The sequence below is a fragment of the Cedecea sp. NFIX57 genome (assembly GCF_900177785.1).
Classification (GTDB): domain Bacteria; phylum Pseudomonadota; class Gammaproteobacteria; order Enterobacterales; family Enterobacteriaceae; genus Cedecea; species Cedecea neteri_C.
This window is the reverse complement of the sequence record NZ_FXAS01000069.1, coordinates 1-8,604: the sequence shown is the minus strand read 5'-3', so window position 1 is coordinate 8,604 and position 8,604 is coordinate 1. Positions and strand designations below refer to the sequence as shown.

At 46.5% G+C, this 8,604-nt stretch carries 6 protein-coding genes, 2 tRNA genes and 1 pseudogene; 3 read left to right on the top strand and 6 right to left on the bottom strand.

The genetic code is table 11. The annotated features are described in order from the left end of the window. Window positions 1-189 precede the first annotated feature (189 nt). The 3 genes and pseudogenes from B9Y90_RS25180 (at window position 190) to B9Y90_RS25170 (ending at window position 1,733) form a co-directional block, all read left to right on the top strand. On the top strand, window positions 190-477 hold the full coding sequence (locus B9Y90_RS25180; RefSeq protein ID WP_085543034.1) for a hypothetical protein: 288 nt from the start codon (window positions 190-192) through the stop codon (window positions 475-477). A gap of 331 nt (window positions 478-808) precedes the next feature. Then, window positions 809-1,356 (top strand): annotated as a pseudogene (locus B9Y90_RS25175) (hypothetical protein); the annotation flags it as partial. A 143-nt stretch (window positions 1,357-1,499) separates the two neighbouring features. Then, window positions 1,500-1,733, top strand: coding sequence for an ANR family transcriptional regulator (locus B9Y90_RS25170; RefSeq protein ID WP_245874545.1), 234 nt, complete (start codon window positions 1,500-1,502; stop codon window positions 1,731-1,733). A 1,932-nt stretch (window positions 1,734-3,665) separates the two neighbouring features. On the opposite strand, the gene B9Y90_RS25165 is transcribed toward B9Y90_RS25170, so the two are convergent. The 6 genes from B9Y90_RS25165 to B9Y90_RS25140 form a co-directional block, all read right to left on the bottom strand. After that, window positions 3,666-4,196: a C1 domain-containing protein gene (locus tag B9Y90_RS25165; RefSeq protein ID WP_085543033.1), complete on the bottom strand. Its 531-nt coding sequence runs from the start codon at window positions 4,194-4,196 to the stop codon at window positions 3,666-3,668. A 244-nt stretch (window positions 4,197-4,440) separates the two neighbouring features. Beyond that, window positions 4,441-4,656 (bottom strand): hypothetical protein, encoded by a 216-nt coding sequence (locus B9Y90_RS26720; RefSeq protein ID WP_139827504.1) that lies wholly within the window; start codon window positions 4,654-4,656, stop codon window positions 4,441-4,443. 369 nt (window positions 4,657-5,025) lie between these two features. After that, on the bottom strand, window positions 5,026-5,550 hold the full coding sequence (locus tag B9Y90_RS25155; protein WP_139827503.1) for a hypothetical protein: 525 nt from the start codon (window positions 5,548-5,550) through the stop codon (window positions 5,026-5,028). A gap of 482 nt (window positions 5,551-6,032) precedes the next feature. Beyond that, window positions 6,033-6,107, bottom strand: a tRNA-Gly gene (locus B9Y90_RS25150). A gap of 4 nt (window positions 6,108-6,111) precedes the next feature. Then, window positions 6,112-6,186: transfer RNA gene (locus B9Y90_RS25145), tRNA-Thr, on the bottom strand. Window positions 6,187-6,598: 412 nt separating this feature from the next. Continuing rightward, window positions 6,599-8,137 (bottom strand): EAL domain-containing protein, encoded by a 1,539-nt coding sequence (locus tag B9Y90_RS25140; RefSeq protein ID WP_176227936.1) that lies wholly within the window; start codon window positions 8,135-8,137, stop codon window positions 6,599-6,601. Between the last annotated feature and the right edge of the window lie 467 nt (window positions 8,138-8,604).

Genomic DNA, 8,604 nt, shown 5'->3' with positions numbered 1-8,604 from the left:
TCAGTGATTTCATGGATAGCGTCCACCATATTTAGTGTCCACTATACTCTCAGGAATTTCAGATTCTGCCAGACGGCATTGAGTTGACGCTTACTCTTAAGCGGGGGGGTATCCGCACAAAATTGTCCTAAAATCATCTCTGCGATCAGCCACGGAAAAACCATCGCTCAGGTTGAAGTTCCCACTACAGTGAAAATAGAAGTATCCGGAGATGAACAGAGCGTCAATGCAGACAACACGCTCGTGCTTTTCAAGGGGGATTCAAAACTTTCTTTAACCTTCCCTTCTGGAGAAATTTTGAAGATGCAGTCGGATAATATCACCATCAGATCATGTATACCTGATTCGATCACGGCGCAAAAGCAGGCGAACCCTAAGTTCCACAGTGCTCATGGCTTCAGCCTGGTTTTTAGTGAGCTTACCCCTGCCCCTCTGAAAAGAGTTAAGGGGGAAAGCGATTTATCTGCTCATCACTGAGTGCTTCTGAAAACCCTGACGTGAGATCCTCCAGAACAAAACTCACGATATTTAAGTCCTTATACGGCCAGCTCAGTTTTTGCTTTCCCGCATTTTTAATGCCATCAGATTATGATCTGCATCAGTGCTGAAGATGTCGAGCATCAGCAGATATCATAAGTGACAACCAGTGATATCCGCTCTCCCATTGCATCGTCTCAACCTCAGTTGCCAGGAAACGTTCACGCTACGCTCGACTTTTTTCAACTACTCACCAGTCCCCGTTGAAACAACTGAATCGCCACGGGTTTAACAGACATCCCAGAGTCATTTAAAAGGTAAACATGCGTAGTCTGATGCTCAGGCCGGGATCTGCCGATTCCAGAAGGAGCTAAAGCAGGTTACTGACGAGCGGGACATATCAAAAATCCGTGGCGTACTTCGCAAAGATGTGCGACTGAGGTACGCCTTTATCCGTGACAACTCCTGTTGTTGACCTGCTCGTCTACTCTGCCGGGCGCTAAATGTTTATCCGGGTGGGTTTTATACCCGGCTTCAACAGCCGTATTCACCAAAGCATCAGGCGGATCTCAGGCTGACAGGACAAATCAAACAGTTCTGGTTGGAGTCCGGTTGCGTTTATGGCTATAGCAAGATCCATCTTGGCCTGTGAGATAGCGGGCAACAATGCAGGATTAATCGGGTCTGGCAGCTAATCAAGCGCAACACGAACAAAGAAAAAATCTACGGTACGCGGAAACAAGCCCGCAGCGATGTTTTTGATTACATCGAAATGTTTTATACAGTAAGGGCCGGCATGGTTCGAGCGATCAGATGCCACCGACGGAATATGAAAATCAATATTATCAACGGCTCATAAGTATCTATGAATATCCGTAGCGACCCAGAAATTCATCATATGATGAATCTATTTTTCTTATCATGCATAAGAAAAATGGCAATATATCATACATCAAAGGAGAGCAAGCCCTATAGGATTCATCTTATTAATGCACATTACATACAAAGAAGAGGAAATTGTCGTGTCTGAACTCTGGCCGCCCGCAACAGTCTCTGGTGAAACACAGACCCAACATCAGCTTCGTGACAGTCTGGCTTATTATCCCGAAGCACGAAAAGCGATTCGCCTCGAACAGGCGGGGGATTATCTTCAGGCTAACAGGGCCTGGGAAAACGCTTACCGTGTATCATGTCATAAACTCAATCAGCAGTGGAGCAAACAACGGGCAGAATTTTGCATGAAACAAAGTGCCTGAGACAACCTTTGGGCTTGTAGCCTGAATCGGGCATTTGCTGGTAAGTGCTCAGCTCATACCCTATCAATACCCGTGCATCGTTCCAGATAAGAATTCTTCGACACGATGAAGGACCCGTCTTCTAAGTCATCGGGCGTACTGCAAGCCACATTCTGAAAACACATCTGCCAGCTTGAACGGCTGCTGGCAGGTCCGGCTCTCCGCCAGACGTCAACCCGAAAGACGTGCTGTTTTTCCTGCCAACCGCGACTACGTTGATAACCAGCTCTGCTGGCGCCATGGTTTGTCTGCACATACCCGTCATGGGATGAATACTCTTGCCCACTGCATCAACGGAATAACCAAAACATAAAGCTCACCGAAGTAAATTTTTGGATTTTGACAGACCACTCATTTCGTAAGGTCACTGCAGTGCCGGGTGCCTCCCTGGTCACCCATGTTTCGCATGTTCTGATACGAAAAACAACCATTTCGCTCCGCCACACAGGGCGATTCACTCCGACAAAATAAGCCTACACCTCACGAAGAAAAGACGACAATACCGCGAGATAATTCGTGTTCACTATAAAGAAAAAACTCCAGGTTCCGATCGCAGGCATAAGTTGTACATAGAACGAGGGAGCGCTGACCTGGCGAAAAATCGTACAGGACACATCAAATCATGAATATCATTTCGATAATTGTCCGTGACCATATCAATGAATTATAATTTGCATCACGTATTTGGCTGAACACTAACCTCACATTTTAAGCTGTCCACACAAAATGTTTTGAGGCCAAAGTACGCTTTCCAGCTACGCGCCCTTCTGGATGAAATGAAAAACCTTCATTAAATAGCCAGCAGGTATTCAACCTGCATCATCAGTGCCATCTAACGGATGGAATATGCGATAATCATCATTATACGTGGTCATAAAGGCGCAGGTCTGGCTCCCCGCTGGCAGCGTGTCTTTTTAGTCCTTCGCGTCGAACTATCGCCAGTAGATCTGTCCCTGACAAAAGCAGATTTACACTTGCCTGGTGCACTATTCCGACTCCGCTCTTACTAAGAAAAACAACGTGCTGTTTCCACACACAAGCAGTACATAAATAATCACTGGGCGGGCCGGCAGGTACAAAACACTCATTATCAACCGGATAGGTACCCAGTGTATTGATTTAATGAACGTTTTCATCTCTTCACTTGTCGTATGAAAATAAAGTGGTTGGCACCTGCTTGCCCACGAAGAGTATCACCTTGCAGTCGATCGCAATCAAACGTAATAATTTCATGCTTTATCAACGATAATTCAAAACGATATGCCCTCTGCACGGAAACGTAAAAAGGTCATAAAATGCGCCTCCCCCTGCAGCGATAATTGTCTGTCTGGATGCAGGTTTTACGAAATGTACAATGCTGTCCGATAGCACGGAATATCATCCCGTCGACAGCCCGGCACACGCGGGCAATGCGCGACATTAAGCCGGTGCCGGCTGACAAAAATAGAAAATTCAGCGGTAGCGCTCCCTCATTGCCAGTATTCGACGCGATAATCCGCATAATGTTGCCAGTGAAATCTGCAGAAACTACACCATGATTGTCTTTGGGGAGCTTAAAGGTAAGCAACATGCCAATATCGACGATAAACACGGCAAGCAGCCGGGTGAAATGTCAGCACTATACTGGCTGAAACCATGCAATACTGGGGCTGTGCGGGTATGACATACGCCATAATCTAGATATACGTCTACTGCGATAGTAAAGCGAAAGAAAAGCACCTGGCGCAAAGTAAACCGGGGATAGCAGACAGGTAGACATACCGGGAATATCGGTATTAACGGTGCAGGTAGCATTTTAGCTGCAGGACATGCCGTGAGGAACCTCATAGCCAGGCTTTGGTTGCACACCGCAGAAATCCCCGCCCTCAGGGACGAGGAGGATATCAACGTGTCTTAAGGCCTTTGGCTGGTGAACGTCCTCATTCTGTGCCGTTGATGTTGAAGACACTTCTTAATTTCCTTCACCACCGGTTGAAAAACACCCTGAGTAATCTCCTCATCGAACCAAAAGTTCTTGAGCAAATCTCCGTTCTGGTCGGCGAGCCTCACACGTAATATATCCACAGATACCCAAATAGAACACCTGAATACTTTAGAAATGTTTTCAGTTGAATGGCATGCATGATCAACCAGCATTTTTGCATTGATACAAAAATTGAGCTTCATTTCATTGTCCATCTTTAGACCGATATATCCTATTCCCCAGATAATATCCTGTTTAACTTCCTCGCCTATCTGAATAGTAGAGAACTCGCTCGTATATTCCTGCCTGCCGCGCCGCCGGGTGGGTGGTCTTCCCGGCAAAAATTCGTCCATGGTATAATCAGAAACCAGCATTGCAGCCGCAGACTGAAGTAAAAGTTTATATTCACTGGACTGGCTTCTTTTTTTCCTGTATCGGTTTACATGAAAAGACTCGCTCACAGTCACCTCCTTTTTTAAAAGACCAGAGTGTTGGTACCTTGGTTGACAAAAAACTGAAGCCCCAGACATATCGAAATAAAAGCCGAATAATTAAAAAATCGGAACTTTCTATATTAAGTTTACTCTAAGCATTGTCTCCCGCATACCCCCCCCCAAAAAAATGATATTAGCCAGAGAATACACGCATCTTAGATATTTATGCGACTGGGGAAATAGAGACAGCGCGAACCAGCGCATGAAATACCTAAAGAATAAACACACCATATTCTGCACGATGTAAATCAAAAAATAATATTGCGAGGCCTTCAACAGAAGGCTGATCAATACTACTGCATAATGCATACTTACCAAAATGATTAAAAAAATCAAACACTATAGATCCTTTATTATAAAAAATGACAATCCATTGAACGTAAAAAATGCTCCACACACCTTGCCCTTGCGCAGGAAGAGAAGTCATTGGAAATTTCCTTTAAATGCTATCAATACAGTCTACTAAATTATAAAAATTTATCACCTGATCGCTACCCGGCCCTGCCGGGACAAGGCCTCCATTATGCTGTCCCTCATTTTTCTGGCCACTGTGTAATTTTTGGCCCAATGAGAATCATCGTTACGATCTGTGTCAGTACGTAAATCAACAAGATGTTCTCCCTGAGAACAGAATGCCGTGACGCCTCAGACGCTCAGACTATCCGGCCTGGCGTATTACAAACTTCAGCATCACGTCCACATTTTTCTTCATTTACCCTTTTCGCCGGTTTACTCTCCGGTGTACGATTCCATTCCTTGCCTCGCCGCATACAAAACCGTCTGCCTTTCAAACGCTTCACGGGTGTACCTCTGCCTTTTGTAACTCGGTCCTTCTCTGTCCGGCATGAATATATCTCCTAATTTCATCAACAACAGGCCGAAAAGTGCCCTGAACAACCTTTCTGTCTAACCAGAAACATTGGATCAGAGAACCATCGAGCTCTGCCAGTTCAAATGCCAGATGGTCTCCTGCTGCCCAGATAGTGCACCAGAATATCTGTTGGTGAAGTTTCGGCAACGCCTTTTTCGTACTAACGGAGTAGTCTGCCCGAATGAAAAAATCCATTTTCGTCGCGTCATTGATCCGGAGGCTAAGGTAGCATACGTCCCATTTAATACGTCCGGCTGACATCTGGCCAATATGAATAGACTCACCATCGATATCCTGTTCAGGATATCGATCCTCACAAAGAAACGAACAGGCTACATAATCAAGATAGTCAGCAATAAATGTTGCAACAGCCGATTGAAGACTGAAGATATATCGGCTAAGTGACCCGGCACTTTTTCGCATTGAGGGGAAATAACGATTCCCTGCCATAAAAGTTCTCTCTGTGACTTAAAAAGAAAAGTTTATGGTTGCCGCTTTTTTCAGGCTATTGCTAATCGCACAACCTTCATAAAATTAAGAATTTTCTTTCATACGCGGGCAATTTATTACAGTTAACATCATCAGCATAATGATTTTTTATGTCAACGAACGATGATTCGAATCGATGACATATTCGTTTTCTTCCCATCATTCACAGCTAATGAGCCCTAGATATAATCCAGCAATATGGCCTCTTAAGCTAAAAAGGCCAGCGCGATATATTCAATAGACAACAGATTGAGGTATGGGTCTTCTGAATCATAAACCCGCACGAAAAATAGAAAACCGGAAGACATACTCATGGCTGCGAGTAAAGTATCATAGAAATGTTCGGGCTTCGTAATAGCGATGTATGCGAAAAATCACTGGCAGGCGGACATATACTGCCGGCTGGACCGGTTCCCCTCATTCCCACAGGCAAAACGCTGTGCTGGAGCGGCCAGTGGGAATCGAACCCACATCATCAGCTTGGAAGGCTGAGGTAATAGCCATTATACGATGGCCGCATTCTGGTGCGACTACCGGAATCGAACTGGTGACCTACTGATTACAAGTCAGTTGCTCTACCTACTGAGCTAAGTCGGCGTAAAAGATTTCGTCAAGGGCAACGCTCTGTCCATCTGCGCTAACAATACGTTATAACGACAAAACAATGTACGTTGCCGCCCAATTTGGGAAGAGTATTACCCCACACGATTCACCAGGCAAATGGAAAATACTCTCGCTTCATTGAAATTTCCGCAAACACCAGCCCGGCCTGGCACTGGCCCGTGCGAAAACAAAAAATGCCCCCGACACCGCACCTGCTGGCGGTCCCGCACGATCCGCTACTTGTAGTCCCCGTAATGTGTAGTCTGAACAATAAAACGTCTTATCTCAGAGATACCCGGGAATATCTCACTTCCTCCGGCTGAACACAGTTTGACCCTGCCACCAAACATCTAAACCCTCTGTCACTTGAACCAACACAGAGATAACGGGGATGACACAAGCGGCGTCAGCGTTCCCCAGTGCCATTTTCCCGGGGCGACATCTGAGCCAGCCATTTTTTGAAGCTCTCTCCAGGAAGAGGTTTTGAAAAAAGATAGCCCTGGTATGCCATCTCTCCCTGCTGCCTGAGAAAGGTGATTTGCTCCTCCGTTTCCACCCCCTCAGCAATAAGGCTGGCACCGATCCGCTTCGCCAGATCCACAACATTACCTATGATAGCCTCGCATAAATCATTGCGCCCTATGCCAGACGTGAAGAGCCGATCAATCTTAATCAATTCAACGGGAGTGTGGTGCAGAGTCTCCAGCGTCGAATATCCAGTCCCAAAATCATCCAGAGCAAACTTGACACCTCTGGCTTTGAGTCGTTCGATTCGGATCCTGACCCGGTCATCACCGGTGATAATTTCACGCTCGGTTATCTCCAGAACCAGACGGATATTGCTGCCAGCCCGCATAAGGAAATACTCCAGATCCGCTTCCAGCTCCTCAGACTGCAGATGACGTGCGCTCATGTTAACGCTGATATAAAACGGGTCAACCGGCTCATATGACATTACAAATTCGTTAGTGATATCTTTGATGAGCTGTCGCGTAAGCGGAATGATGAGCCCGGTTTCTTCGGCCAGTGGAATGAACTGATCCGGAGGAATGAGATTGCTTTTGTGCAGCCAGCGAACCAGCACTTCACATCCGACAGGCACCGGCGGCTCGCCCTTTACAATAGGCTGATAATAAGGGTGCAGTTCATGATTCTTCATCGCAATGGCCAATAATTTTTCAGGCGTCCGTGGCCGGCCAGACCAGATATAGCTGGCGATAGCAATGGCCACACACAACCCGGCAAGGATCATCATTGTAATCCGGCTGTTCCTCAGAGAGACCGCAATGATATCCGTGGTACTGATGTTTGAATAAAGCCGATAACCGTAAGCCGCAGAGTGGAGCTGTATGTTTTGCTGATGGGGAAACAATGAAGAATGAATGATCCCGTCCTGTGCCATCCACCCCTGTTCGGTCAACAACACCACAGGTGAAAGCTCAGAGGCCGACTCCAGAATATTGCGAATATAATAACCATCCGTGCTGGTATAAAGACCCTCCGCGCCCTCATGTACATGAAACACGACAAAGGGGTGCCCCGGCAAGGACATGGTCGTGTCACTCAGGTAGAGACGCTTCTCTTCCCGCTTTTCTGTGTCGGGAGGTACCGCGCCGAGCAAAGAGGAACAATAGACTGCCCCCGACTTCGCCAGCTCAATGTTCCCCACATTAGGTGTGATAGCCAGGTAACGACGCAGCTCAGTTATCGTTTGCGGTGTGCAGGCCGCACCAACCAACGCCCGCATGGATTGCACCGACTGATCGACATGCGTTAAAAGAGAATCAAGCTGATGCTGTGCGCGGTCCATGTTGTCATTCTGCTGACTTCTTACCCAATGAGCAGTTTGTGCATAGAGGAAAATCGTTGCCCCAGCCAAGCAGAAGATAAGTACAAGAACCGACAGGGCAATGCGGTATAGGTGGTGTGAGCGAAAATTTTTCATTCGGGTTAGCAACGCGACTGGACGATAACTGGAAGTGTGGCACATTCTTACAGAATAACCATGCTCCCAATGTTTGAAATCAAAACGCAGGGTTATACGCTTCTTGTGCCGGGTAACATCATAGCAACCTGCCTGATGTTAGTTGGCCACCCATAATAAGCGTTCACAAATAAACAGGCCAGTGAATGCAATCCCCATATTGACCTTAGCAATACCCGTTTGTAACCATTAGCACCGCTCTTCATTCCTCTGACCTGCTCCCCGTTGATTAATACACCGCGATGTTAGTAATGTCTTCATAAGCCACATAAGCACACTCCATCGGACCCGCGGCAGTCCTGCCATGGATTTGAATTTTGCTACGGCCATAGTGTAAGCGCCCCATACTGAACGTGGCGTAAGGATTATTTTACAGAGGAGAGATTCCAGGGCAGCAGTTCATGTACCCGGTTTGAAGGCCTGTCGTT